Here is a 24,077-nt window from a genome sequence, read left to right on the forward strand (position 1 = left end):
ATGGAGTCCTTCATGAAATTAAAAACTCAACTACTCATCGCATTTATAATCAGCCTAGTCTCTTTACTAGCGTTTAGTGTGATGGCACTTTTAGTAAGAAGAAATACCATTGTCTCTTTTGATAGCAGTATCATTTCTTATGTTCAAGGTTTGGAAGCTCCTTGGTTGACCACTATTATGAGATTTTTTACGTTTATTGGGGATACCATACCAGTGATTATCCTTACACTTGTCAGTCTCTTACTTCTTTACAAGGTATTGAACCACCGAGCTGAGCTAGTATTATTTTTAGCGGTAATGTTAGGGGCGAATATCCTTTTCCTAACGTTAAAAAGTTTCTTTCACCGGGCAAGACCTGATTTGCATCGGTTAGCTGAAGCGACTAATTATAGCTTTCCAAGTGGTCATGCCACCATGGCCTTCGCTTTATATGGGGTACTGACCTTTCTTTTGTGGCGTCATATCAATACTCCATTTAAACGGACGATTCATATTATTGTGAGTAGTATCGTGATCCTTTCGATAGGTATTAGTCGAATTTATCTCGGCGTTCATTATCCGAGTGACATCCTAGCTGGGTATTTTATCAGTGCTTTTTGGCTTACTCTAGCCATTGGATTTTTTCAGCGATATAGGGACAAAAGAAAAAGGAAAGTGAGCAGCCCATCTGGGTAATGCTCACTTTCTTTTGTTAGTAAACCTTATCTCCGTTAAAGATCGAGGTCTTCACAATCACATAATCGACCGTTCGGATGGCTGACAGCTTGTTTCCTCCTGCATAAGAAATAGATGATTGTAAATCTTGCTCCATTTCAATCAAAGTGTCCTTTAAAGACCCTCTGAATTCCACGTGCATTTTCTTTCCTTCGACATTTTTACGTTCCCCTTTTTGAAATTCAGAGGCAGAGCCGAAATATTCCTTATACTTTTTCCCATCTTTCTCTACTGTTTCTCCTGGTGACTCTTCATGACCTGCAAACAGTGAACCAATCATGACCATGGATGCACCGAATCGAACCGATTTGGCAATATCTCCGTGAGTCCGAATTCCCCCATCTGCAATAATGGGCTTACTTGCTGCTTTGGCACACCATCGTAGGGCGGCTAACTGCCACCCACCTGTTCCGAAGCCTGTTTTTATTTTTGTAATACAAACTTTCCCTGGCCCAATTCCAACCTTTGTCGCATCAGCACCCGCATTCTCCAACTCCCTTACTGCCTCTGGAGTTCCCACATTTCCTGCAATCACAAAGCTAGTAGGCAGATGCTTTTTAATGTGACGAATCATATTGATCACAGCATTCGAATGTCCGTGGGCAATATCGATCGTTATAAATTCTGGAGACAGATTTTCCTTTGCTAGTTGTTCAATAAATGGATACTCCTCTTCCTTTACACCCACACTAATCGAGGCGTACAACCCACGAGCCTTCATATCTTTTACAAAATGTATTCGCGTTTCTGGTTGAAAACGATGCATAATATAAAAATAATTATTTTCTGCTAGAAACACTGAAATTTTTTCATCAACAATAGTCTGCATATTCGCAGGCACCACCGGCAATCGAAACGTATGACCACCAAACGTCACACTCGTATCACACTCCGTTCGGCTGTTTACGATCGATTTGTTTGGGATCAATTGTATATCTTCATAATCAAATACGTTATCCATCACTATCACCTCTATGTATTGAATAAGCTTAGTATGACCCTTCCCCTCTTAATCATGTTATTTGGAAGATAGTTTTGAAACCTTTTTACAGGTAATCACGTATCAAATGATTAGAATAATAATGAAAATGAAAAACTGAGGAAAACGGAGAGAAATAAGGATGATTATAGTGGAAAAGAAAGAAGAGTTAAAAAAAGAACTTGCTATTATTGATAAATGGGAAAAGGACCAAGGGAATTTGTGGATTTGGGAACGACTTGGAAGACTTCCTTTTAAATTACTAGACAAAATTACCCCGCAGTTTGTTCACAACAAAGTAGGAGTGTTATTAGACGAAATTGGAAATTACATTCAAACTGGTGGAAAATATTTAGTATCGGAAAAACAGCTATTTGAGCTCATCAATAAAGAAACAAACCAATCAATAGAGAGCATAGCGGAGATAAAAGAAATCCCTCTTTCCACTATGAATACGGTCAGTCAAAAATTAACGGAAAACCGGAAAAAGGTCGCAACGGTCCAAGGAGCAACAACAGGGATCGGAGGAATCTTCACCCTCGCGATTGATGTACCCGCGCTTTTAGCAATCTCATTAAAAACACTGCAAGAAATCGCTATCATCCACGGCTACGATCCAAACGAAAAAAGCGAGCGAATCTTTATCATCAAGTGCTTACAATTTTCATCAGCTGATATTGTTGGAAAAAAGGCCATTCTCAAGGAGTTATCCGGCTACTACCAAAACGGCAATCAATCGGGTGAAATGATGTCTCAGCTTCAAGGCTGGCGAGAAGTCGTGTATACATACCGAGATCAATTCGGATGGAAAAAACTATTTCAAATGGTCCCTATCGCAGGAATGGTATTCGGAGCCTTCACCAACCGCTCGATGATCAATGACCTGGCAGAAGTGGGCGTTATGCTGTATCGGAAAAGAAGAATTATGGAGAGATTGGGAGTTACGTCTGAGGAGCAGGCGTAAGATGGTGGATTATGGGGATGATGATCCTAGCTGGTTTGAAGACCGTTACTACTTTGAATGTTGTTGCGAATATTCTTCATAAGCTTAATCCCCAGTTTGCTTATTCACAATCGCCCAATTTCACTAGGACATTCACCTCACAAAAGCCTTTTGGAATATATTATATAAGCTTTTGTGAGGTGATCATTATCAAAGGTTTATATAAAGATGAAGTAATATTACGAGAACAACTAGCCCCATGGGAAAGAATTGCTCTCGAAAAATTCGAAGCAAAAATGACGGATAAAGAAAGACCTTTCCCTTGCATACCAGCTACTATTGGCTTTTCCACTAATCAACTTCGCTATGGATTTGTAGGTGATCCAAGAGACACTTCTTCCATTCATGAACTGGCACAATTATTAAAAATTTTCACAGATGAATCAACAGGATTTGGTAACTATACGTCACTTATTGTTTTTTATAATATTCCAAAAGAAGTAGAAAAAACATATACAGTGGAACAGTTTGAACAACTGTTTTGGAAGCAATTAGGTGGTCTTTCCGCGATTGACGGAGTGCAGTGGCCTGAAGACATTCCCACTGACCCTCATGATCCGGTTTGGGAGTTTTGTTTCCACGGGGAAAAATATTTTATGTATTGTGCCACCCCCTCTCACCAAAATCGACAAAGCCGTCATTTTGATACGATGATGCTCGCAATTACCCCAAGATGGGTGTTACAAGAATTTGGTAAAAATGAATCTTATGCCAAAAATATTAAAAAACAGGTACGAAAACGCTTGGCGAATTACGATTCTATATCGATCCACCCCGATTTAAATAGCTATGGGTCAGAAGATAATTTTGAATGGAGACAATATTTTTTACGAGATGATGATACGTCATTATCCAAATGTCCGTACCATCGCTTCTTAAATTTATTTAAGCTAGATAAATAGCGCAGAGCTCCCCCTGCGCTTTACATAAAAATTAAAGCTGATCGAGTTGATTAATAATTTCATCGGTTGTTAAAATCGTAGCAAACTCCTTTTGGAGCATAGCCAATTCAAGCTCCTGAACCGTATCAGCAGAGTGTTTCTTCCCTTTGTGATCGGTAATTTCAAAAGCTGCAATTGCATCTGAAACAAGATAGGTTTGAAGCCCGAGGTTCCCACTCATTCTTGTGGTAGTTGAAACACAATGCTGTGTGGAAAGTCCTGTGATAACAACCGTTTTTATTTGCTGCTCGCTTAAATACGTTTCCAGCTCTGTTCCTATAAAGGCACTGTTCACTTGTTTCGTAAAAACTGTTTCATTTGGTTCTGGTTTGATCATGTCTTTAAACTCTGTTCCTTCTTTGTTCGTATGGTGTAGTGGTGATTGTGGATGAACGGATAGATGTTTGGAGTAAATAATCGTCCCCTTCCTCTTCCTCCACTCCTCTTGCAAACGAGCCATATTTTCCTCTGCCTCGGGATTGTTTCTTTTGCCCCAATATGGATCATCAAACCCTTTTTGAACATCAAGGATGAGTAACGCTGGTAAGTTGATTAATTTTGCCATGGAAGTACTCCTATCTTGATAAACTTTTTCTACCACTTACATTGTTTGCAAGTTAAGAAACTTCCATTACATAATTTCAGCGGTTACAAGAAAGAGTAAGAAGAAAGTAGACAGGAGGTATTATATGGATCACAAGGAATATACAGAGGTTGGAACGGATATTAATGAAGTCAAAAAGAAGAATGCGGAATCCGGCTTGTCTTATAATGAAGTTAAAGCGTTACTAGCTCAAACAGGCGGCAAAGGAACTAGTCAGTACAGTAATACAGATCTAGAGGAAATCAAAAGTAGAATTCACGGAAAAGACATCCAATCCTAGTCGGATGTCTTTTTTACATGTCAAAAAAGCTTTGTCTTTCGACTTTACACACTCTTAAAGAGAAAGACTGATACCATTCGGATTTCCCTTTTTCCTGTGCGATGATATGTGCGGAATGTTCTTTCCACGCCTGGATCGCTTCGATGGAGTCCCAGTAAGAAACCGTAATTCCCAATTGTTCATCTCGGGCACTTTCTACTCCTAAAAAGCCCGGCTGCTTGGAGGCTAATTCGACCATTTTATTGGCCATTGCTCCATATCCATTGTCCCCATCCGTTCTTTGCGAGGAAAAAATCACCGCGTAATAAGGTGGTTCTGGTGTTTTCGTTATTTCACTCATACAGATTCTTCCCCCTTGTATCTATCCCATTAGATGAGAAAGAAAATATTGAAAGCCGTAAAATCCAATCGAACTCAGGCTCGTCACTAATAATGCAATCAAAATGTATGGGTTCTCTTTGTTTGGTTTTAACAAATAAAAAATGGATAAACCAAGTCCTATGATAAAAAAGACCAGCCAATACCATTCAAGAAAGACATGTTCAAAGTTCACTAAAAAATTGACGATGTAAAATAAGTTAATGCCTAGTAATAGATAAATGCTGATTTTCTTCAAAGTAGCACCTTCTTTTTATGATTGGAAATATGCTTGTAAGTACCTCTTCATCGCTTCTTTATTTTCTGCAAACTGACGGTGGCGATGACCATTTCCACCGGATGGATGCGGGAAGCCGCGGAGAATTGTATGCTCCTTGATGTGCTCTTTTTCAATTAAAAAATCGAGCAGTTGAGAAACATTCACACCCAGTGGAATGAGTAAGGGTTTGTCCATCATGTTAATTTCTTGAACAAACCCCTCTTTTATATAGGTCAAAAGGGTGTCTGTTCGGATCATATTTGGGGTAGAACCATTGTAATTTTTTCCTCGATAAAAAACTGGATACTTTATGACCGAATTGGTTTGAACCAGATGGGCGTGTGTATCAAACAGGTGGGTGGTTGATGGAATTTGTAGATATTTATGTAGCCCTAGCTCATCCAGCATGGTAATTAGATTCTTCCGCATTGGCCCTTGAAAGCTCGACTGTTTTTTCACTTCATGTAGAAGTTTTTCGTCGGAAATCTTTTGGTCGCGATAATTCCAGATCGTTGTATAGGATTGCTCCATTTGAAAGTATCCGGGAGTAATCCCAATGATCACTATTTTGGCGGTGTTGTTCACATATTCAAAGGGTGCATAGTAGATTTCAATCTTCTTTTTCTCGTTTGATTCTAGTAGAAAGGTGTCTGACTTAATTGTGTCCTCTGCAATGTACGGCAGGGATTGTATATTTTGTTTGTATCTGTTGAATTTCGAGTTAGATGCGATTGGCATGGTGGTGGGACTCCTTTATGACATGAGATCCGATAGTATAGATGTCTTATATTGTACCATATAGTGGGAATAGTTGGAGTGTTTGGTGGAGTTTGTACTTTGTATTTGGAAATTGAGGGAATTGGATGCTGGGTTAGTGCCCTTGGTCTACTAATATATGGAAAGACGAGGCGCTAAATGTGAATTTAGTTTACTCATTCCACTAGTTCCTGGAAACATTATGTTCTAAACTCAAACTTATGCCCTTGCAGCAGAATCTTCCCATTAATATGTAGGATAAAAAAATCGACCGTATGCTAATAATAATTCCGACTACATAGAAAGGAGTGAAACCATGACCAACCGAAACGATAACCGCGAACGTAAAAATAAGTATCCGAACAACAAAAAGCAAGATACAGAATTCTCAAAGGAAAAAGATATTCGTAGCGAAATCACCAAGAAAGATTTAAATAAATAAAACAAAAACGCTTGGGTCTTTGTGAACCTAAGCGTTTCTTATTCTATTTCGATAGTTTATCTCTGTCGATTGCATGAGGCGGTTTTTCCATCCAGCGATGTTTGATACTTATATTTGTGCCATCTTCCGCAAACTTTCCTACCTCTGTTATCAATCGACCATACATAGCAGCAATATCTCTTCTTGGAGACAGTGACATCGCCACTCCATAGTTCCCCATTCCTGCCGCACTCAATAGACCTACATGAAACATCATGAGCTTTTCTGAAAATGGCAAGTCGGTAGAGCCTGTCACTTCTTGGTCCCATGTCATAGGGGCTGGAAGGAAATTGGAGTGAAGGTACTCACTAAAGAGGGTGATATGTTTTTTACATATCTCGACTCCTCGTAGCATAAACTCCTTAACTTCTTTTTGTTTCGCCACCTGTGCTAAACCTAAGCAAAAAGCCTCTCCTAGCTTATTTGTTTGAATATTAGCATATAAATGTGTCACTTCTATTCCGGTCAACGGCCTTTGTTCACCAAACCAGCCAGATAAAAAGCTTTGTTTTTCTACAAACTCCACTTTTGAAGGGTACGCTAGGTTGGGAGATCTAGTTTCAATTCCTTTCGACAGTAAAACATTGGTGGATTCTTGAAACAATTCCATCGTCGAGGAGATACAAGACATATAATATTCGCGTATATCATTTCGAAACACATTTGGTAAAACCGCACTGTAAGTAGCAAGTCCACCCTTTGTCATATGCTTCAGATAATAAAGGTAAAAGGAGTCAGAAAATAATCGTTCCGCATGTGGATACACATCTTCATTGGTAAAACCAAGTGGAACCGGAATCCCTTCCTCCACAAATATTTCAGCAATTTTCTTAACATGTTGAGAGGATAAATCTAGGGCATGTTCTATTACCTGTTTGATTTCCAAGTCATCTATATGATTCAGAAAATAGGTAAACACGCAGATAGACATACTATCGCCCATATAGTTTGCCCATAGATTCGCTACTTCTGAGGAAGTCAATCGTATATTATGCTTTTCCATTATCATACCTCCGTTTCCACTAAAGTTATTTTTTTCATAGGAGCAGCTATTCTATACGGTTTTAGTGATATTTAAACCAAACAAACCAGCCGCTGTCTTCTTTTTTGGCAATAAAGATCTCTCCTTGACTTGCACTGGCAGCTTTCACTTTCGGAAAATTCAAACGTACCAGCCAAGACCGATCTGCCACCTCTTTGCCGCAAAAGTGTTTTGCCATACCGTAATAATCTTCATCCTCTTTATTTTCCTCTGTTCTCGGAAAAGGTTTTAGTGAAATGATCTCCCATTCTGAATAGAGTTCTGGGAACTCTCCCACTTCATAGGCAATCGGAACAAGTTTACGTAACGCTTTTTCCACTTCATGTATGTTCTCTATGGAAACGACTTCAAGTGTATGGGGATCTGGACATTCCTTTGGCTGTGCATAGGTGGTGTTAGAAGTAACGATGATGGATCCGAATAAGAAAATTCCAACCACATATTTGATCACATGTATCACCTCTTTCCTAATCTTTCCCAACTTACATAAATTAAGTCAATTAGGTAATTCTAAGAATGATTAATTTTTAGGAGGTATACTATGAAAATGTTCAAATGGCTTTCTATTTTTACCCTGTCATTTGTCTTAACAGCTTGCGGCGCGGATAGTGCGGCTGATGACAATGACAAAGAAGAGAATGACAGAGGAACAAAGGTTCAGAACGTGGATGACGAAAACAACGACTCTAGAATGCGAGTGGCTGACAAAGCACAGGACAAAATCGAAAATATGCAGGAAGTGCGCCACGCGAATGTGATTGTAACCGATAACAATGCCTATGTTGCTGTTGTGTTAGAGGACAATACGAAGGGCGATGTTCGAGAGGATCTAGAGAAAAAAATTTCGGATCAAGTAAAATCAACAGATAAGGGAATCCGAAATGTTTTTGTATCTAGTAACCCGGACTTCGTTGATCGCATGGGAGATTATGGTGACAAGATTCAAAAAGGTGAACCTGTCAAAGGGTTGTTTGAGGAATTTACAGAGATGGTTCAACGTGTATTTCCTAGTGGACAATAAAATAGATAAGGACGATGATGACCTTGTGTGAGACAAGTGTCATCATCGCCCTTATTGGTGATTTTGATTCTCATGGGTTTCGGCATGATCAGTCTCTTTTAATCCATCTTAACGAAAAACCTCTGTCAAAATAATCATAGACACAAATCCAATAATAAATGCCCATGTGGATGCCCTTTCGTTTCCGTCTCCATGGCTTTCTGGAATCAGCTCCTTATATACCACAAATAGCATGGAGCCTGCTGCAAATGCTAGTCCATACGGAATTATCGGCTCAAACGTATCCCCCAAAAGCACTCCAATTAAACCTGCAGACATTTCAATTAAACCAGTTAAAGTAGCAAGCAAAATCGAACGATGAACACTAACTTTTTGGCTCAAAAGAAATAATGCAACCAAAAATCCGTCTGGGACATTCTGTAATCCGATGGCAAACGATACAAGCGATCCAACCTCATGGTTTTCACTAGCATTACTTATCCCTACGGATAGTCCTTCAGGTAAATTATGAAGAGACATGGCTACAAGAAACAAAAAGACGACTCTGTTATTTCTTGATGATTGCTCCGAATGGTCGAGGTCAACATGCGGAATCATACTTTCTAACAAGGTTAGAACGAGTGTTCCAAACAAGATTCCAACCACCAAAACGGTTACATTTGATAGCTTAATAGCGTTTGGAATTAACCCGTAGGCAGATGCAGCGACCATGATTCCCGCTGTAGAAGCTAACAACACATCTTTTCCTTTATGAGAAACATCTTTTACGAGTAAAATAGGCAAGGCACCTAAACCAGTACATAATGATGAGACAATGATTGGGAGTAAGGACATGGACAACCTCCATTTGTTTATATACCATCATATGTATAACTTTGCCAATCATTCTTGTAAAAAAATAGACAGCCATTCTTTCGTGAATAACTGTCCGTTTTTTATTAAAATTCATGATCCTTAAACATCTCTTTTAACTTCCCGATGCTGCTTCTAGGTGTGAGGATGTACAGAATATCTCCTTCTAGTAAACAAGTATCCCCTCTTGGTGTGACCAATTTGTCTGAGCGAATGATGGCGTTGATTAGGACATTCTCTGGAAATAAAATGTCTACGATTTTTTTATTCACTAACAAATCTTCCTTATGGATCTCGTACTCGATGATTTCTGCATTGGCTTTTCCAATAGAGACCAGTTCCAATGAGTGTGCAGGGGTGGATTTTTTGGGTCCCGTTAGACCTAATTTCTCCGCGAGTATTAAGATGGTCGACCCTTGAATCAAAGCAGATGTAAACACGACGAAGAATACGACATTAAAGATCGTCTGGCTATCGGCAATTCCCGCAAGCATAGGGAAAGTTGCCAATACGATCGGCACCGCTCCACGTAATCCAGCCCAAGACACAAAGATCTTTTCTTTATGGTTAAAATCCATTTTTATCGTTGAGACGTATACCGCGATCGGACGTGCTACAAAGATTAAAGCTACTGAAATGAGTATACCTTTTACCATCACATCAGCGGTAAAAAGCTGAGATGGGAAAACCAACAATCCTAGAATGATAAACATTAATATTTGCATCATCCAGGCAAATCCTTCATTGAAACGGAAAATGGACGTTTTATAGGTTAAGTCCGAATTCCCTATAACAAGAGCTGCCACGTATACCGCTAACAATCCACTAGCGTGTGCCAATGCTGTGGAACTATAGGTTAGTAAGGCAAAAGCTACTGCAAAAATTGGATAAAGTCCACTAGAATCTAGATTAATACGATTAATAGCCATGGTTGCAAGTTTCCCGAAAATAACCCCAATAAGTAAACCCATTCCCATCTGCCAAAAGAAAGAAAGAATAAGTAGGAAAACGTTCGTTTCATCTATTGTAAGCAATTGTATAAACATTAAGGTTAAAAACATGGCCATAGGGTCGTTCGTACCAGATTCTGCTTCCAAGGTTGAACCGAGTTTAGGGTTAATGTTCTGCCCTTTTAAGACGGCAAAGACAGCAGCAGCGTCGGTAGAACCTACGATAGACCCTATTAAAAATGCTTCCAGCCATGGTACAGCAAATAATAAATTAACGACGACAGCTACCACGGAAGTTGTAATCAGTACCCCAACTGTTGCAAGAGACAAAGACGGCTTCAACACAGATTTCACTGTCGTCCATCTCGTCTGCAACCCACCTTCAAACAAAATGATAATCAGTGCTAGTACACCAATTAGCTGAGCGTATGTGGCATTATCAAAGTAAATTATTCCTAATCCATCACTTCCAACGATCATCCCTACGGCTAAAAAGAGAATCAAAGCTGGCATTCCAAGTCGACTTGAGAATTTGGTGGTGATGATTCCTATAATAAGAAGTAACGAACCTAGTAAAATCGAGTAATCAATATTAATCATGTTTTTCCCCCTTATAAATTCACATCAATTTCTGTTTTGATTTTCTCCTCCTTTTTGATTCCTAAATATTTGAATGTCTCAGAAGATGATGTATGGTGAAAGATTTTTTGTAAAAGTGCAATGGCGATTCCTTTTTTGTAGGCGTGATATCCAAAGGTTTTTCTCATAGAGTGTGTTCCGATATTTCCTTCAATCCCCACATGTTTTGCTGCTTTATTAATGATTCGATACGCCTGTTGTCTGGTGATGGGGTCGTTAGTTTTAGAGGATTTGAAAACATAGTCGGTAAAATGATAGGAAATTGAGGAAAGATAAAGAGAAATAGCGTATTTTACTTTTGAATTCACATAAATGGGGATTTCCTGCTCTTCTCGTTCCATGAAATTCTTAATACTGCCATTTTCGTTAAGGATGTCGCACCACTTGATGGTTAATATTTCACTAATTTTTAATCCAGTATTTATTCCAAGAACAAATAATAAGTAATCTCTAGACGATTGGTCTTTTAGATGCTTTTTAAGGGCTTTTATTTTTGCTGTATCACGAATCGCATCTACATATTCCATATTGAGTAGTTCCCTTCTTCTGAGCATATCATTGGTAACATAACCTTATTATATTATATACTTATGTTACATACAAATATGTTGCTTACAATAATCTTTTAATCATATTTACTACATTTACTTAGAAAAGGCGTGATGGATTTTGACAGATTTAGCGTTAGAAAAAAGACAACATCGAAGATTATCTGCACTTAGAATTGTTCAAAGGGGAATTTTTATAACCATTGGGGCCTTGTTGATGGCTGTAGGGTTAGAGATATTCTTGATTCCTAACCAAGTTATTGATGGAGGTGTAACCGGTGTTTCAATTATGCTCTCGCATATCACCGGTGTTAAATTAGGGATCTTTCTTTTCTTACTAAACTTACCTTTTGTATATCTAGGTTATAAGCAATTTGGAAAAACATTTGCGATATCCACGGTCTATGGAATTATCATGTTAGCCCTTTTTGCAACATTCTTTCATCCAGTCCCTGCATTCACCGAGGATATCCTTTTAGCAACGATATTTGGTGGTATTTTCTTAGGGATTGGTGTGGGACTAGTTATCAGAAATGGTGGAGCGCTTGATGGAACAGAAATCCTTTCAATCGTAATTAGTAAAAAGGTTCCTTTTTCCGTCGGTGAGATTGTTATGTTTATCAACTTATTCATACTTGGATCTGCCGGTTTTGTGTACTCCTGGGATCGTGCCATGTATTCGATCCTAGCATACGTAATTGCTTCAAAAGCGATTGATATTGTTATTACTGGGATGGAAGAATCCAAATCGGTTTGGATCATTAGTGACCTCGCTCATGAAATCGGGGATGCCATCAATGACCGACTTGGTAGAGGTGTTACCTTTTTACACGGAGAAGGTGCTTACACTGGGGATGATAAAAAGGTCATTTTTTGTATTATCACAAGGTTAGAAGAGTCGAAAATGACTAGTATCGTTGAAGAAATTGACCCCTCTGCATTTTTAGCCATTGGAGATATTGCTGAAGTTAGAGGCGGAAGATTTAAGAAAAAAGCCATCCATTAGCACAAAAGACCTCCTCTCATTTTTCCTGAGGGAGGTCTTTTTTTACATACTATTCATCGGTTGAAGGATTTCTGGAACTTCATTTTTAGGACTATTTACTAATGAAGAAATCTCATACTTCATCATTTCCTTAGCTGGATAAGGTGTTAAGAGAGATTTTAGTACAGAGATATCTTGATTATTAGGGTCTAACCATGTGTCGTAGTCTTCCTTTTTTAAAATTACTGGCATTCGATCGTGAACATCCTCAGTCACTTCATTTGGTGTTGTCGTAATAATCGTGCATGTGACAAGGGGTGACTGCCCTTCCTTTTTCCACACATCGTAAAGTCCCGCAAGAGCGAATGGCTTGTTGTCCTTCATGAAAAAGCGATACGGCTGTTTCTCTTTCCCATTCTTTTTCCACTCGTAAAAACCATCGCTTAAGATAAGACATCTCCGTTGTTTGAAAGGTTGTTTAAATGATGGTTTTTCATCAATCCCTTCACTTCGAGCATTAATCATTTTATACCCTATTTTTGGATCATTCGCCCAATACGGTACCAAGCCCCATTTGAGGTACGCTCCTTTTCGTTCCCCTTTATTTTGACCGATTGCAAGCACCATTTGACTTGGAGCAATATTGTACCTTGGACCGATTTCCTCAAAAAATTCAAATTCAAACTGTCTTTTGAGATTATATATTTCTTCGGTTAAGGAAAATCTCCCGCACATGGACCGTTCACCCCTCTCATTCAATCTTTCTGTATGTATCATTATAGCGATTTTTAATCCATTTTATTATTATTCATAATTATCTTAATTCCTTGATAAATATGGTATGATACTTTACCCTTAGTTACAAGGGAGTGAACATCTTGAGTGAACATCTTTCAAAAATCAATTACTGCCAGATCGTTGAATATTCGCTAGACCCCGTTATTATTCATACAGAATTAAAAATAATTTATATCAACCACGCAGCAGAGACTTTTTTTAGAACAACCAAAGAAGAGGTTATAGGCCTTAGCCCACTTGATATTTTTCAAGACTTCTCTAAGGCAGCCATTGAGAAAAGAATTCAATCCGCTTATGAAATACCCATGCCAGTCATTGAAGAAACCGTCTATCGAATGGATGGAACAACAGTAGATATTGCCCTGTATTGTCATCCTGCCCCGCTTGGTAAACAAAGAGCGATTCAATCCATCGTATGGGATATCACAGCAAGAAAAGAAAATGAAAAGAAACAAAAACAAATGCTGAAACAAATTAACGAATTATCTGCAACCCTTGTGCCTTTTTCAAATGAGATATCGGTCCTTCCACTCGTAGGAGCAATAGATGAAGCCCGAGCTAGCCAACTTCTTGATGACATACCGATTAAGGTACAAAAACAAAGGATTCAATGCCTAATCATCGACTTTTCAGGAACTTTTAATTTAGATTCCTTAGTTGCTGATACACTATTTAAAATCGTACATGTTATGTCACTTTTAGGTGTGCGTTCTGTTATTACCGGACTAAGACCCGAATTGGCTAAGCTTGCGGTCGAGCAAGGTTTTAACTTATCGTCAACTCACTCGATGGCCACCGTTAAAGATGCGATTGGTTATTTTCAGGGAAGTTAAAAAAGACCAAAATTGATTTTTTGGTCTTATCTTTTAATTTATTTAATTAGGTGTCCAGATGTTCTCCTATTCCCCATTAATATCGATCACCAGCAGGCAAGCATCATCCGGTTGCCGTTGGTGACTTTTGCATTTTGTTAGTAGCCGATTTTTCACTTCTTCTATGTCCTTTTCTTGGTTAGAGACAAGAATTTCTTCCATAACCTTAAGCTGTACTCTAGGATTATCACTAATCCCTTCTATAAATCCATCAGTATATAACACGAGTCTTCCTTTTCTTTCAAAGGAAATCTCTTCGGATATGATTGGCAAATCTGCTCCAAGTCCAATCGGTGGACATGTGGAAGCGATAGGTACGATCGGTTCCCCTTTCACCTGCCATAGACCTGATGGATGACCCGCATTAACATAACGAATCTTTTTCTGTTTTGTATCGACTAAAAGATAAATGGCCGTAAAATAAAACGGATTTTCACTTCCCTCAAACATCGAATTCATATGATCAGAAAGTTCCTTCATTACATTAATAGGTTCACTTACTCTCCCTAATACTCCTTGAAGATATGATTTTATCGACACACTGATAATAGATGAAGAAACTCCATGACCCATCACATCCATAATAAAAATCCCGTACTGACCTTTGTCTGTTTTGAACCAATAATATAGATCACCTGACAGCTCTTCAGACGCTTTATAAAAGGAAGTTATGTTTACCCTTTCGTTATGGATAGGAAGAGGTAGTGATTTTTCCTGTACCGTTCTTGCTAAGTGTAACTCTGTGAGCTTTAGTTTAAGGAGGTCCGCGTTTTCTTTTCGAAATATTGAATAAGTAATTCCAACGATGATTACCGTCATTACAATAATGGCAACAAGCACCGATACAATAACTATCGGATAATTATACGATAAATAAGTATGTTCCACTCTATTTTCCTCGTTGTTTTATTATTTTAGAATTCGTAATATTCTCATATTCTATCACAATGCCAAACAATGAATATAGTAATTCTGTCTTATATTTAGTACTTTAGTCCCTGTAATAACCGAATACTATTTTATCAAAGATCGCTCTTAGATTAGTCGGGTAATTAATGGAAAAAGCCAACCGCAGCTCATGGACCTTTTTTAAAATAATGAATATACATAACAAAGCTATGGAGTAAGGAGTGACCTGAAAAATGCATGAAAAAGAGGACCAGCAGAAGCAAACAAAGTTTGCATTGGAAAAACAGGTAGAAGCCAGCCTTTGGATTCAGTTCTTTGCTTTACTTACGGAAGCGATAGCAGTAACGAAACTATATGAGTTAGAGGAAAAGAGGCCAGGTTCTCAAGATATTGTTACAGGAATCTGGATTCAAGTGATTGGACAATTAATAGAAGCCATTGGCGTCACTCAACAAAATCTAGCAAAAGACAATAAATCCGTCCTTTCTGGGCAAAGAACCGCCATAAATGGGGATTGGTTACAATCCATGGGGGCAGCTGTGGAGGCAACGGGTGGAGAAAGATATCTACGGGATGAAATGGCTCAAAATGGTGAGGGTTTTGTACCTTAATTTATTATTAATAGGGTGTAAAATGGTTTACACCCCTGATGCTGCAGCAATTACTCTGATCCAACTTAAAAATACCAGGAATAATGTAATCCATAAAAAGCTGGACGACCATATGATATACTTTTTTATTCGGTGTGTGATGGACCATACCAGTATGTAGGCGTAAAAAATCAACTGAACGGATAGCGTAAGAAATCCCCAAATGATCGAATGTTCATAAATCTTGTATGTTAAATCGTTCAACCAATGCTGATCTGACCAGTATATATTAGGGAAATAAAAATCTGTAATAATACCTAAAACTGGATATAAAAATAGAAAGAAGATAGAAAAAAAGATTTTCTTTTCTATTTTCATCTCTTGAGAGGACTGTAGTTTCACTCTCCTACCCTCCGTAGCATCCGAAAACCAAATAACACAGCCCAAGGATGATCACTTTGGTTTTTATAGAAAAAACGCAATGGGATGTTTTGCTCACTAATAAAGGAATCCTTTCCAGTTGGTTGTAGTCGATATGTTGCTTCCTCAATCGTGATGGTTTTGCCATTTTTAATAGTTATTGATCCGCCTTCAGCTGAATGATAGTCTCCGTCTATCCTTGAATCTAAGTTTCCATTGTAGGAAGTGTCTTCCCTGCGCGTTTGTTTAATCGGAAAATCTAGTACAGCATTCACTCCTGCTAGCCATAAATCAGAACTTGGAGCTCCAGACACATTGGTTAGCACAGCCACGACAAGCTGTTTCTCCGGAACAAGTCCAAAATACGAAGAAACACCCGGTTGTCCTCCACCGTGTTCAACGAGAGTCAGTCCGTGAGAATAGTTCGTCGTCGTTAGTGCATATCCGTAATATGTGTCGTCATGCACACGAATAAAAGGTTGCCACATTTCTTGGAGGTGTTCTCTTGCCACAATTGGTGTTTCCGTGATGTACTGCTCACCGTATGTTAACAAATCTAGAACATTGGAGCGGATTCCACCACCAACTTCATAGTTTCCTAGTGTTGGCCATTCCTGTTTTACATAGGTTTCTGATTTTGTGTTGTACTCATAAGGTACAGAAACATTATGAAACTTTTCCACCTCCTCTAAGCTGAAGGTACTCCGGTTCATCTGTAGTGGCACCAAAATACTTTCAGTAAGGTATCTACGAAATAATTTCCCCGTTACCCTCTCGATTATCGCTCCTAATAATAAAAAGCTGTCATTACAATAACTAAAATACTCACCAGGTTTCCCAAGCATCTCTACTTTTTCGCCATTTAAATAGTCAATATGCTCACAAAATTGGTTGAGCTCTTCCCTTCTACTTAGTGGTGGAAGTCCGGTGGTGTGAGATAATAAATGAGCAATTGTTATGTTTTCCATATCTTCTACTTCTTCTAGCTTCCACTCTGGGAGGTATTTCGTGACCGGATCATGAACGGATAAGATTCCTTCTTCTTCTAGCTTCATGATGGCCATCCCCGTGAATGATTTTGTCACGGATGCTGTTCCAAATATCGTCTCTGGTGTGACGGCTTCTCTATTTTCCAAATCACGAAAGCCAAATCCCTTGGCGTAAATGACTTTTCCAGAATGAGAGATCGCCATGCTAACACCTGGGATATGTTTGTCTCTCATGGTTTCTTGAATATATTCCTCGAGCTCTCTTTTTCTCAAAGTTCACTCCCCCTTTTTCATGAATTTTTGATATTTGCAATGATTATCGGTTATTCCTATCAACTCAAATCCATTATTATGGTAAAATAGATTCAACTTTTTATTGTCTGCGACACAATCTAATCTTACAATCTCTATCTCTCTCATAGATAGCCACTCAATCACTTTTTTACCAATTCCCTGACTCATATAGGCTGGGGAAATGGCGAGTCTATGCAAATAGGAAGAATTTACAGGAAGATCATCACCCCAAATATGTCGGTCCCATTCCCCTGCCTCCGGTAAAAGAGTGAACGTAGCGATAAATGTTTCATCTTTTTCGACGATATAGGTTAGCCCCTTGGAGATCCACTCTTTCAGCTTGTCATCTTCTCCTTCTAATAAAAAACTCCATTGATTGATTTTTGAATCCTTCATCCATTGCGCAAGTGTTTTTAATAAATGCTGAATCTGTCCGCTATCATCGGTGGTCGCAACTCTTATATGTAAATTTGAACTCATACAGTTCCTCCTCCATTGTTTCTTTTTATAATACAATAAATTTTTCCACTTTCCTGCAATTTCGTTTTACTAACACGAGGAAAGAAACATCGTTTAGAATGGAAATACGTATGGGCCATGAATCTGGTAGCTATAATGGAATAGATGGGATATTGGATAGAAAGTGAGGAGAAAATTTGAGACGATTTTTTCTCTTAGTCATCTTATTGTTTGGTTTGAATTATTTATGGAATTCTTTTGGGGATGAATTAGGAATTGGAGCTATAGCTGAGGATCTTAACATAGATGGAGATAATATAGAGTTATCTGAGCTTTTGAACGACGTATATATTGGTATTGCTGGCAGCATAGGGTTTCTTGAGGAAAAAGTCGAAGAACTGGCTGAGGAACAGATGCCTTCCGAAAAAGAAGTCCCTTCTCCCGATCTGGAGTCACCCTCCAATCAAGTTTTTTCGATTTATAATATCGAACTCGGTGAATCGAAGACAGATATTGAAAATATGTTGGGAGCACCCAAGCGTTCTGAGATGAATGAGTATGGAACGGAATGGCATACGTATCATGAAAATTACCATAACTTTGTCAAAGTTATGTACAATGATCAGCAACAAGTGATTGGCTTGTACACGAATCAAGATTTAATTTCTTCCACAAACGGAATCAAGCTAAACAGTTCCAAACAAACCGTTCGTGACACATTAGGGCAGCCATTAACACGATTGCAAAAGGGATTAGTATTTTATCAGCTACAAGAAGACAGCGATTATGACATGTATGAGCTTGATGACACATACGTGACGGTTTTTTATGATGTGCATGAAGAAAATACGGTAACCGCCATTCAACTTTTAACCGAAGAGGTAGAAAACAATAAGAAATCAATCTATTCAGAGCCTAGTGAAGCATTAAAAGAAGGGTTTGAGTTGCAAATGTTTGATTTGGTCAATGCGACGAGGGTCAATCATGAACTTCAGGTTCTTTCATGGGATGAACATGTGATGCAAACGGCACGGAAGCATAGCTCGGACATGGCCGTCAATAACTATTTTGATCATACGAATCTTCAAGGGGAGTCTCCTTTTGACCGAATGGAAGAAGACGGCATACGGTACACCTTGGCTGGAGAAAATTTAGCGTACGGTCAGTTCAGCAGTATTTTTGCACATGAAGGATTAATGAACTCTTTAGGACACCGGAAAAATATTATAAAGTCTGGTTTTGAGTACTTAGGTGTTGGTGTGGCCTTTAATGAGGAAGCACAGCCTTATTACACACAAAATTATTACGCCAATTAAAAGAAGCGGTCTCCGTAATATCGAGAGACCGCTTTGTTGTTATTTTTTTGTTTTCAATCGATATCCTACGTAAAGGATAAGAAACCATACAGGTGCTACATATAAGGCTTCTCTCATACCGTCCATGAACGCCATTAACACAATTACAAAAGCTAAGAAAACAAGTGCCACATAGTTCGAAAATGGATGAAGAGGCATTTTAAACGCTAATTTTCCAACCTCTTCTTTTGTTTTTGATTGTCTAAACTTTATTTGTGTGAGTAGAATAATCGTCCAGCTTGTAATGACAGCCACTGTCGCAACTGAAGAAATAAACATAAATACTTTTTCTGGAATTATATAATTAAGAAATACAGCGACTAATAAAAACGAAGCCGAGAATAATATTCCACGTCTTGGTGTTTGATGTTTGTTTAACTTACCAAAGTATTTAGGGCCATTATTTTGTAGCGATAAATTGTAAAGCATTCTCCCCGTGCTGAACATGCCACTATTAAAGGCAGACAACGCAGCCGTTAACACGACAAAATTGATAATATGTGCAGCACCTGGTATTCCGATTTTATCAAAAATCAAAACGAACGGACTTCCATTGGAACCCACTTCATTCCAAGGATATAAAATCATCATAATTCCTAAAGCACCAATATAAAAAATTAAAATTCGCCAAACGACATTGTTAATCGCAGACGGAATCGACTTGCGTGGATCCTTCGCTTCACCTGCCGTGATCCCTACTAGCTCAACTCCGCCAAAAGAGAACATCACCAAAACTAAAGATAATAAAATTCCCTCTATTCCATTTGGCATAAATCCGCCATGTGCCCAAAGATTGTCTAGACCCATAGGTTGTCCACCATTTCCAAACCCAAACAAAATGATACCTAAGCCAACTAAAATCATTCCGATAATAGCAACTACTTTAATAAGTGCTAACCAAAATTCAAACTCTCCAAAGGCTTTTACATTCATCAAATTAATCAATGTAACGACAACTAACGTAGCAAGTGCCGTCACCCACTGAGGGATATCTGGAAACCAGTAATTCACGTATACGCCGATGACCGTGATTTCGGCCATTCCGACAACCACCCACATAAACCAATACGTCCAGCCAGTAAGGTAGCCCGCAAACGGTCCTAAATAACGATGAGCATAAGAACTGAAGGAACCAGAAATCGGCTCATCCACTGCCATTTCCCCTAATGCTCTCATGATCGTAAAAATGACAATTCCTCCGATTAAATAAGAGAGAAGAATCGCAGGACCAGCCATTTGAATAGTTGCACTCGATCCATAGAATAAGCCAACTCCAATCGCTCCTCCTAGCGCAATCAGCTGGATGTGCCTGTTGTCTAACCCGCGCTGTAACTTCTCACTTTCGTGATGTTTCCCCACAAAATACTCCACCCTTCAAAAACTGTTTATCTTATCAGAATATACAATCAATCCGTACTTTTCCATACGAAAGAAAATTGCCAATATTCTTTTATTATTATTCTTGTATAGAATTTTCCATTTATAAAAATCTATAATAAGGAGGTGTTTTTTGGATGACTAGTAAAAAACAAAGCTCGAATGACATTAAATATAGTATTTGGGAAACTCGTACGGATGAAAAGCATTCCTATAACGGTAATAAACAAAAGGAAACCATTGATTTACCAGATCGTAAAGAAAACAAATAAAATCAATTAAATAAGCCAAAATCTTTACGGGATTTTGGCCATTTTCTCATTTATTTTTCTAACCTTTCACCCTGGAAATGATCATACCTTTTCATTTGATCAATGGTTCCTTCAATCTGTTCCATTAAATCATGAAAGAGCTCCACTTCGTTTACCTTTTTAAAATTTTCTTGATCGACCGAATGTAAGAGAGCTAAAACGGCTTTTAATTTCATATCATCTTGAGCAGGAATCCGAAACGGACCTTTAACCTCTCCTTCCACTTCAACTTTACCTGAGTCGCTTTCCAATCGAAACTGAAAGGATTGTTTTTCAACTGTCATAATCCTACACCACCAAATCATGTTGATAGTAATTAGGGTAACCAGATGTAGACAACAACAACCAGCAACTGTTGACGCTATTATGCAAATAGAGATTATGACAAGGTTATATTAGATTGCTTTTAGGTTTCTTTCACGTACTAAAACAGATATAATGTTTTATAACCTATTATCAAAAACTGGAGGAGATTATGTATAAAGCGATTATTTTTGATTTTGATGGATTAATTGTAGATACCGAGTCCGTTTGGTATGACGTGACCAAGGAAGTCATGTTAGACTACGGCTGCGATTTAAAGCTCGAGAACTTTGCAAAGTACATAGGAACAACAGGTGGTGGATTGTACGACGAACTGAACGCCATGTCCAATCAACCAATTGATCGTGAATTAGTGAAATCAAGAACAAATGAACTCTATCAGCAAAGAAAGGATCAATTTGCTCTTCGCGAGGGAGTGTTAGATTATCTTCAAGCTGCGAAAGAACATGGGTTAAAAATTGGACTTGCCTCAAGCTCGAGTAGAAAATGGGTCGTTGATTATTTAGAAAGATTTAAGATTCTAGATTTTTTCCAAGTGATCAAAACCTCCGATGACGTCCAAAAGGTTAAACCGGATCCCGAGCTGTATGTAAAGGCTCTTCAGGATCTAGGAGTCGAGGCAAACGAGGCACTCTGCTTTGAGGATTCCTTAAACGGACTAACGGCAGCAGTCGGGGCTGGACTTCATTGTGTCATCGTTCCTAACCCAGTTACACAATACTTGGACTTTAAAGGTCATGTCCACCGACTAACTTCCATGTCTGAACTATCTTTTGACGATTTACTTGAACATCTAGCGAAAAAGCAAAACAAATAACGTGGAATAAGCCAGTTCCTTTTTAAAGGGAAACTGGCTTATTTTAAAAACCAACATCAAATTAGACGCCGGCTTACTTATTTTCAAAATAAAAATCAAGTATTCTCTTTCCGATATATTTATTAATTCCGCTGCTATCATTTTCTGCATTTGGCACAACGATCGAGATTGCGATTTCGGGATTGTCATAGGGTGCGTAGCCAACTAATGTTAAGTTATAGTTGTAGCCACCCTTTCCATCTGACACTTGTGCCGTCCCTGTTTTACCTGCGGGATCATAGGTCACCCCTTTAAAGTAAGACGCTGCAGTTCCCTTTGATCCGATCATCACTCGGCGGAATCCTTCTTGTACGCGTTCAATATAGGATAACTCCATATCCACCGTGTTTAACACATTGGTTTCAAACGCTTCAATCACTTCACCTGACTCACCACTTTCATGATCCGGCTCGCGTACCTCCTTCATTAAATGAGGCTGCACTCGTTTTCCATCATTTGCAATGGTAGAAACATATTGTGCTAGCTGAAGAGGCGTGTACGTATCAAATTGTCCAATCGCGAAATCCATTAAGTTCCCTAACTGCTGAACACCGCCATTGTAGCCCGTTGCTTCGCTCGGAAGATCAATTTCGGTCTTCACTCCAAGACCGAATTGGTTAAAAAACTTTCTCATGGTCGCATACGCTTCGTCTGGATCATGAAATCCTTCTTTCTTAGCATAATCATAGTTTCCTATTTTCATAGCGATATGGAACATATACACATTCGATGAGCGCTCGAGAGCAGTTAGGTCATTAATAGTCCCCATATTCTGGTAGGACTTTTTCGTTGGAGTTCCGGTAATTTTAATCGGACTATCGAGGAAGGTATCACCTGGGGAAATCACTCCTGTTTCATAGCCCGTTAATACGGTTGCCCCTTTAACTGCCGAACCCATCGCATAGGCGTTATATAGTGCCCCGTACGTTTCATCACTCATCGCACCATTTTCTTCACTTTTCCCAGCAATCGCAAGAATTTCACCTGTTTGTGGATTGGTTACGACTGCATAAGCTTCACTCGCGCCACTGTCCTTTTTCAACTCTTCCTCGATGATCTTCTCCACTTCCTGGTGGAGAGCTAAGTCAATCGTGAGAATCAAGTCTTTCCCAGATTCCCCTGGCGTCACTTCACCTTCTATGAGATTTCCGGTTTTATCTTGAACATATGTTTGATTTTCTTTGGTACCGCGAAGCCAAGTTTCGTATTGTTGCTCAATGAAGCTTGTACCAACAAGGTCACTCAATTGGTATCCGTTACTTTTATACGTATCGGCTGCTTCTTCTGGAATTTGACCCACATTTCCAAATAGCTGACGAAGCGTATTTCCGTATACATATTTTCGGGTGGAGTCCACTTTGACCTCAAAACCAGGAAGTTCTTCGAGTCGCTCATTGATGATGGCCATTTCTTCTGTCGTTAATCCCATTTTAATTCGTTTGATTGAAGAGCTATCCACATCCATTTCTCTTTTAATTGCAAGAACTTCCATTTCCGCAGCTGTGATGGTAGCTAACTCTTCTTCCGTAATTCGCTCCAAAATCAGTTGATACTCTTCATTGTCATCCAGGTTTGCTTGTTCTTCTGCAGTTACCTTTGCGTATGCTTTTTCTTTTCTAGTGAAAATCCAATAATCTTTTTGGTCTCGCTCTTTTACATTTTCCGTACTTACTTCAATTAATCCAGCAATCTTTTGTGCCAATTCAAGCCGTTCCTGCTGATTGTGCTCGTTCGAAGGATTGATGTACGTTAATGTGAAAATGGCCTCGTTTTCCACCAAAACATTTCCGTCTCGGTCATAAATCTTTCCGCGAGGAGTCGTCCAGGAATAAACGGTGGTCGTCGTCTTCTCACTTTCCTTCGCGTATTCCTCTCCTTGGACAATTTGAATTTTTCCCAGTCGAATAATCAAAGTCGAAAACATCAAGAAAACCACAAAAAAGAGAATATTCATCCGACTAAAGAGTATCTTATTTTTCCTCTTCTCCCTCATAACAGCTTGTAAGTGCTCCTTTCCTAAAAAAGGGAATCGTGTCCCAATTTATCATTCATACGTGTATGATATCGTGAAATTATGAACAAATTATGACG

The 24,077-nt window shown here is 38.8% G+C and carries 30 protein-coding genes; 12 read left to right on the forward strand and 18 right to left on the reverse strand.

Annotated elements, in window-relative coordinates; genetic code table 11:
* Positions 1 to 675, forward strand: a 675-nt coding sequence (locus tag ACGLXV_RS22490) for a phosphatase PAP2 family protein (RefSeq protein WP_391560384.1), incomplete at its 5' end; no start/stop codon positions are given.
* A 16-nt stretch (positions 676 to 691) separates the two neighbouring features.
* Here ACGLXV_RS22490 and guaC read toward each other — a convergent pair.
* A complete protein-coding gene (gene guaC, locus ACGLXV_RS22495) occupies positions 692 to 1,675 on the reverse strand; it encodes a GMP reductase (RefSeq protein ID WP_391560385.1) in 984 nt (327 codons plus the stop codon).
* 169 nt (positions 1,676 to 1,844) lie between these two features.
* Between guaC and ACGLXV_RS22500 the strand changes: the two genes are divergently transcribed.
* Positions 1,845 to 2,657 carry an EcsC family protein gene (locus ACGLXV_RS22500; protein WP_483880588.1) on the forward strand — a complete coding sequence of 271 codons (813 nt, stop codon included), beginning with the start codon at positions 1,845 to 1,847 and terminating at the stop codon, positions 2,655 to 2,657.
* 11 nt (positions 2,658 to 2,668) lie between these two features.
* Positions 2,669 to 3,598 carry a YqcI/YcgG family protein gene (locus ACGLXV_RS22505; protein WP_391560387.1) on the forward strand — a complete coding sequence of 310 codons (930 nt, stop codon included), beginning with the start codon at positions 2,669 to 2,671 and terminating at the stop codon, positions 3,596 to 3,598.
* Positions 3,599 to 3,629: 31 nt separating this feature from the next.
* Here ACGLXV_RS22505 and ACGLXV_RS22510 read toward each other — a convergent pair whose 3' ends face one another.
* Positions 3,630 to 4,202: a cysteine hydrolase family protein gene (locus ACGLXV_RS22510; protein ID WP_391560388.1), complete on the reverse strand. Its 573-nt coding sequence runs from the start codon at positions 4,200 to 4,202 to the stop codon at positions 3,630 to 3,632.
* A 124-nt stretch (positions 4,203 to 4,326) separates the two neighbouring features.
* On the opposite strand from ACGLXV_RS22510, the gene ACGLXV_RS22515 reads away from it, so the two are divergent.
* Positions 4,327 to 4,521: a gamma-type small acid-soluble spore protein gene (locus tag ACGLXV_RS22515; RefSeq protein WP_119708338.1), complete on the forward strand. Its 195-nt coding sequence runs from the start codon at positions 4,327 to 4,329 to the stop codon at positions 4,519 to 4,521.
* 13 nt (positions 4,522 to 4,534) lie between these two features.
* Here ACGLXV_RS22515 and ACGLXV_RS22520 read toward each other — a convergent pair whose 3' ends face one another.
* From ACGLXV_RS22520 to ACGLXV_RS22530, 3 genes are read right to left on the reverse strand one after another with little or no spacing between them, the layout of a single operon-like run.
* Complete coding sequence (locus tag ACGLXV_RS22520; protein WP_119708337.1) at positions 4,535 to 4,861, reverse strand: antibiotic biosynthesis monooxygenase family protein; 327 nt, start codon at positions 4,859 to 4,861, stop codon at positions 4,535 to 4,537.
* A 21-nt stretch (positions 4,862 to 4,882) separates the two neighbouring features.
* A complete protein-coding gene (locus tag ACGLXV_RS22525; protein WP_391560389.1) occupies positions 4,883 to 5,137 on the reverse strand; it encodes a hypothetical protein in 255 nt (84 codons plus the stop codon).
* A gap of 15 nt (positions 5,138 to 5,152) precedes the next feature.
* Positions 5,153 to 5,896 (reverse strand): hypothetical protein, encoded by a 744-nt coding sequence (locus tag ACGLXV_RS22530; RefSeq protein WP_391560390.1) that lies wholly within the window; start codon positions 5,894 to 5,896, stop codon positions 5,153 to 5,155.
* Between the two features lie 334 nt (positions 5,897 to 6,230).
* Between ACGLXV_RS22530 and ACGLXV_RS22535 the strand changes: the two genes are divergently transcribed.
* The gene (locus ACGLXV_RS22535) at positions 6,231 to 6,356 is read left to right on the forward strand and encodes a hypothetical protein (RefSeq protein ID WP_276131098.1); all 126 of its coding nucleotides are present in this window, start codon (positions 6,231 to 6,233) and stop codon (positions 6,354 to 6,356) included.
* Between the two features lie 43 nt (positions 6,357 to 6,399).
* Here ACGLXV_RS22535 and ACGLXV_RS22540 read toward each other — a convergent pair whose 3' ends face one another.
* Positions 6,400 to 7,398, reverse strand: a complete 999-nt coding sequence (locus tag ACGLXV_RS22540) for a DUF3231 family protein (RefSeq protein ID WP_391560391.1) — start codon at positions 7,396 to 7,398, stop codon at positions 6,400 to 6,402.
* A 61-nt stretch (positions 7,399 to 7,459) separates the two neighbouring features.
* Positions 7,460 to 7,888 (reverse strand): hypothetical protein, encoded by a 429-nt coding sequence (locus tag ACGLXV_RS22545; protein ID WP_391560392.1) that lies wholly within the window; start codon positions 7,886 to 7,888, stop codon positions 7,460 to 7,462.
* 90 nt (positions 7,889 to 7,978) lie between these two features.
* On the opposite strand from ACGLXV_RS22545, the gene ACGLXV_RS22550 reads away from it, so the two are divergent.
* Positions 7,979 to 8,458 carry a YhcN/YlaJ family sporulation lipoprotein gene (locus tag ACGLXV_RS22550; protein ID WP_391560393.1) on the forward strand — a complete coding sequence of 160 codons (480 nt, stop codon included), beginning with the start codon at positions 7,979 to 7,981 and terminating at the stop codon, positions 8,456 to 8,458.
* A gap of 108 nt (positions 8,459 to 8,566) precedes the next feature.
* Here the strand turns inward: ACGLXV_RS22550 and ACGLXV_RS22555 are convergent, their stop codons facing one another.
* From ACGLXV_RS22555 to ACGLXV_RS22565, 3 genes are all read right to left on the reverse strand, one after another.
* Positions 8,567 to 9,298 (reverse strand): ZIP family metal transporter, encoded by a 732-nt coding sequence (locus ACGLXV_RS22555; RefSeq protein WP_391560394.1) that lies wholly within the window; start codon positions 9,296 to 9,298, stop codon positions 8,567 to 8,569.
* 98 nt (positions 9,299 to 9,396) lie between these two features.
* Positions 9,397 to 10,860 (reverse strand): potassium/proton antiporter, encoded by a 1,464-nt coding sequence (locus ACGLXV_RS22560; RefSeq protein ID WP_391560395.1) that lies wholly within the window; start codon positions 10,858 to 10,860, stop codon positions 9,397 to 9,399.
* 11 nt (positions 10,861 to 10,871) lie between these two features.
* Positions 10,872 to 11,426, reverse strand: coding sequence for a tyrosine-type recombinase/integrase (locus ACGLXV_RS22565; protein WP_391560396.1), 555 nt, complete (start codon positions 11,424 to 11,426; stop codon positions 10,872 to 10,874).
* Between the two features lie 142 nt (positions 11,427 to 11,568).
* Here ACGLXV_RS22565 and ACGLXV_RS22570 point away from each other — a divergent pair, with 142 nt between their 5' ends.
* The gene (locus ACGLXV_RS22570) at positions 11,569 to 12,453 is read left to right on the forward strand and encodes a YitT family protein (protein WP_119708329.1); all 885 of its coding nucleotides are present in this window, start codon (positions 11,569 to 11,571) and stop codon (positions 12,451 to 12,453) included.
* A gap of 42 nt (positions 12,454 to 12,495) precedes the next feature.
* Here the strand turns inward: ACGLXV_RS22570 and ACGLXV_RS22575 are convergent, their stop codons facing one another.
* Positions 12,496 to 13,167 (reverse strand): SOS response-associated peptidase, encoded by a 672-nt coding sequence (locus ACGLXV_RS22575; protein WP_391560397.1) that lies wholly within the window; start codon positions 13,165 to 13,167, stop codon positions 12,496 to 12,498.
* Between the two features lie 143 nt (positions 13,168 to 13,310).
* On the opposite strand from ACGLXV_RS22575, the gene ACGLXV_RS22580 reads away from it, so the two are divergent.
* Positions 13,311 to 14,063: a PAS domain S-box protein gene (locus ACGLXV_RS22580; protein WP_391560398.1), complete on the forward strand. Its 753-nt coding sequence runs from the start codon at positions 13,311 to 13,313 to the stop codon at positions 14,061 to 14,063.
* 66 nt (positions 14,064 to 14,129) lie between these two features.
* On the opposite strand, the gene ACGLXV_RS22585 is transcribed toward ACGLXV_RS22580, so the two are convergent.
* A complete protein-coding gene (locus ACGLXV_RS22585; RefSeq protein ID WP_391560399.1) occupies positions 14,130 to 14,990 on the reverse strand; it encodes a PP2C family protein-serine/threonine phosphatase in 861 nt (286 codons plus the stop codon).
* A 254-nt stretch (positions 14,991 to 15,244) separates the two neighbouring features.
* Between ACGLXV_RS22585 and ACGLXV_RS22590 the strand changes: the two genes are divergently transcribed.
* Positions 15,245 to 15,622 carry a hypothetical protein gene (locus ACGLXV_RS22590; protein WP_391560400.1) on the forward strand — a complete coding sequence of 126 codons (378 nt, stop codon included), beginning with the start codon at positions 15,245 to 15,247 and terminating at the stop codon, positions 15,620 to 15,622.
* A 27-nt stretch (positions 15,623 to 15,649) separates the two neighbouring features.
* Here the strand turns inward: ACGLXV_RS22590 and ACGLXV_RS22595 are convergent, their stop codons facing one another.
* From ACGLXV_RS22595 to ACGLXV_RS22605, 3 genes are read right to left on the reverse strand one after another with little or no spacing between them, the layout of a single operon-like run.
* Positions 15,650 to 16,003, reverse strand: coding sequence for a hypothetical protein (locus ACGLXV_RS22595; RefSeq protein WP_391560401.1), 354 nt, complete (start codon positions 16,001 to 16,003; stop codon positions 15,650 to 15,652).
* Positions 16,000 to 17,283, reverse strand: a complete 1,284-nt coding sequence (locus ACGLXV_RS22600) for a serine hydrolase domain-containing protein (RefSeq protein WP_391560402.1) — start codon at positions 17,281 to 17,283, stop codon at positions 16,000 to 16,002. The genes ACGLXV_RS22595 and ACGLXV_RS22600 overlap by 4 nt, the downstream gene beginning before the upstream one ends.
* A gap of 3 nt (positions 17,284 to 17,286) precedes the next feature.
* Entirely contained in the window at positions 17,287 to 17,784 is a 498-nt protein-coding gene (locus ACGLXV_RS22605; protein ID WP_391560403.1) for a GNAT family N-acetyltransferase, read from the reverse strand.
* A 176-nt stretch (positions 17,785 to 17,960) separates the two neighbouring features.
* Here ACGLXV_RS22605 and ACGLXV_RS22610 point away from each other — a divergent pair, with 176 nt between their 5' ends.
* Positions 17,961 to 19,079, forward strand: a complete 1,119-nt coding sequence (locus ACGLXV_RS22610) for a CAP domain-containing protein (protein ID WP_391560404.1) — start codon at positions 17,961 to 17,963, stop codon at positions 19,077 to 19,079.
* A 39-nt stretch (positions 19,080 to 19,118) separates the two neighbouring features.
* Here ACGLXV_RS22610 and ACGLXV_RS22615 read toward each other — a convergent pair whose 3' ends face one another.
* Positions 19,119 to 20,477: an amino acid permease gene (locus tag ACGLXV_RS22615; protein WP_391560405.1), complete on the reverse strand. Its 1,359-nt coding sequence runs from the start codon at positions 20,475 to 20,477 to the stop codon at positions 19,119 to 19,121.
* A gap of 155 nt (positions 20,478 to 20,632) precedes the next feature.
* On the opposite strand from ACGLXV_RS22615, the gene ACGLXV_RS22620 reads away from it, so the two are divergent.
* Positions 20,633 to 20,767 (forward strand): hypothetical protein, encoded by a 135-nt coding sequence (locus ACGLXV_RS22620; protein ID WP_391560406.1) that lies wholly within the window; start codon positions 20,633 to 20,635, stop codon positions 20,765 to 20,767.
* A gap of 50 nt (positions 20,768 to 20,817) precedes the next feature.
* On the opposite strand, the gene ACGLXV_RS22625 is transcribed toward ACGLXV_RS22620, so the two are convergent.
* Entirely contained in the window at positions 20,818 to 21,090 is a 273-nt protein-coding gene (locus ACGLXV_RS22625; RefSeq protein ID WP_391560407.1) for a hypothetical protein, read from the reverse strand.
* Between the two features lie 191 nt (positions 21,091 to 21,281).
* Between ACGLXV_RS22625 and ACGLXV_RS22630 the strand changes: the two genes are divergently transcribed.
* On the forward strand, positions 21,282 to 21,947 hold the full coding sequence (locus ACGLXV_RS22630; RefSeq protein ID WP_391560408.1) for an HAD family hydrolase: 666 nt from the start codon (positions 21,282 to 21,284) through the stop codon (positions 21,945 to 21,947).
* A gap of 73 nt (positions 21,948 to 22,020) precedes the next feature.
* Here ACGLXV_RS22630 and ACGLXV_RS22635 read toward each other — a convergent pair whose 3' ends face one another.
* The gene (locus ACGLXV_RS22635; RefSeq protein WP_391560409.1) at positions 22,021 to 23,910 is read right to left on the reverse strand and encodes a peptidoglycan D,D-transpeptidase FtsI family protein; all 1,890 of its coding nucleotides are present in this window, start codon (positions 23,908 to 23,910) and stop codon (positions 22,021 to 22,023) included.
* Positions 23,911 to 24,077: the final 167 nt, after the last annotated feature.

It is taken from the genome of Robertmurraya sp. (assembly GCF_036676585.1).
Classification (GTDB): Bacteria; Bacillota; Bacilli; order Bacillales; family Cytobacillaceae; genus Robertmurraya_A.

Coding starts and splice junctions, on each gene's coding strand:
- ACGLXV_RS22520 (WP_119708337.1), bottom strand. CDS start 4,861: ATGAGTGAAATAACGAAAACACCAGAACCACCTTATTACGCGGTGATT.
- ACGLXV_RS22505 (WP_391560387.1), top strand. CDS start 2,669: ATGGGGATGATGATCCTAGCTGGTTTGAAGACCGTTACTACTTTGAAT.
- ACGLXV_RS22540 (WP_391560391.1), bottom strand. CDS start 7,398: ATGGAAAAGCATAATATACGATTGACTTCCTCAGAAGTAGCGAATCTA.
- ACGLXV_RS22605 (WP_391560403.1), bottom strand. CDS start 17,784: ATGAGTTCAAATTTACATATAAGAGTTGCGACCACCGATGATAGCGGA.
- ACGLXV_RS22510 (WP_391560388.1), bottom strand. CDS start 4,202: ATGGCAAAATTAATCAACTTACCAGCGTTACTCATCCTTGATGTTCAA.
- guaC (WP_391560385.1), bottom strand. CDS start 1,675: ATGGATAACGTATTTGATTATGAAGATATACAATTGATCCCAAACAAA.
- ACGLXV_RS22620 (WP_391560406.1), top strand. CDS start 20,633: ATGACTAGTAAAAAACAAAGCTCGAATGACATTAAATATAGTATTTGG.
- ACGLXV_RS22535 (WP_276131098.1), top strand. CDS start 6,231: ATGACCAACCGAAACGATAACCGCGAACGTAAAAATAAGTATCCGAAC.
- ACGLXV_RS22575 (WP_391560397.1), bottom strand. CDS start 13,167: ATGTGCGGGAGATTTTCCTTAACCGAAGAAATATATAATCTCAAAAGA.
- ACGLXV_RS22565 (WP_391560396.1), bottom strand. CDS start 11,426: ATGGAATATGTAGATGCGATTCGTGATACAGCAAAAATAAAAGCCCTT.
- ACGLXV_RS22550 (WP_391560393.1), top strand. CDS start 7,979: ATGAAAATGTTCAAATGGCTTTCTATTTTTACCCTGTCATTTGTCTTA.
- ACGLXV_RS22625 (WP_391560407.1), bottom strand. CDS start 21,090: ATGACAGTTGAAAAACAATCCTTTCAGTTTCGATTGGAAAGCGACTCA.
- ACGLXV_RS22630 (WP_391560408.1), top strand. CDS start 21,282: ATGTATAAAGCGATTATTTTTGATTTTGATGGATTAATTGTAGATACC.
- ACGLXV_RS22530 (WP_391560390.1), bottom strand. CDS start 5,896: ATGCCAATCGCATCTAACTCGAAATTCAACAGATACAAACAAAATATA.
- ACGLXV_RS22515 (WP_119708338.1), top strand. CDS start 4,327: ATGGATCACAAGGAATATACAGAGGTTGGAACGGATATTAATGAAGTC.
- ACGLXV_RS22635 (WP_391560409.1), bottom strand. CDS start 23,910: ATGTTTTCGACTTTGATTATTCGACTGGGAAAAATTCAAATTGTCCAA.
- ACGLXV_RS22590 (WP_391560400.1), top strand. CDS start 15,245: ATGCATGAAAAAGAGGACCAGCAGAAGCAAACAAAGTTTGCATTGGAA.
- ACGLXV_RS22560 (WP_391560395.1), bottom strand. CDS start 10,860: ATGATTAATATTGATTACTCGATTTTACTAGGTTCGTTACTTCTTATT.